The organism is Massilia sp. Root335 (assembly GCF_001425685.1).
Taxonomy (GTDB): Bacteria; Pseudomonadota; Gammaproteobacteria; order Burkholderiales; family Burkholderiaceae_D; genus Telluria; species Telluria luteola.
Map to the genome: position 1 here is coordinate 5,721 of NZ_LMCY01000024.1, position 409 is coordinate 6,129.

Genomic DNA, 409 nt, shown 5'->3' on the forward strand with positions numbered 1-409 from the left:
ATCATTCGCCCTGTGCGTGAAAATGCTGGCAATGACTACTTTAGTGATTTGATTTTGGCTGATTTGCTCAAAGAAGGTTATGCCGGTGATGAATTGCTTGCAAAGTTTCGTGAGCGACAAAGCGAACTACACGCTGCTGTTAAAAACTTAATTGCCGAATCCGGAGAGGCTGCTCGCAATTTCAATGGCGTAGACGAAACGAAAGCACTTTTTGGCGATGTAATGGGGGATTAGATGCTTCCCATTACCTACCTTGGCCCCGCAGAACGCTATTTTAAAAAACTCGTTGAGAAACCGCTAAAGCGCGCCTATTTCGATGCTATCTTGGCCATTCGAAATGATCCCTCGATTGGGGAACAAAAGACAGGCGATCTCGCCGGCATATTCGGCTATGATGTATCTTATAAGG

Annotated in this window: 1 protein-coding gene and 1 pseudogene; both read left to right on the forward strand. The window is 45.5% G+C overall.

The window, feature by feature from the left end; translation table 11 throughout:
- Nucleotides 1-234, forward strand: a pseudogene (locus ASC93_RS30765) (hypothetical protein); the annotation flags it as partial.
- The coding region (locus ASC93_RS32805; protein ID WP_200958331.1) for a type II toxin-antitoxin system RelE/ParE family toxin at nucleotides 235-409 on the forward strand (175 nt) is incomplete at its 3' end.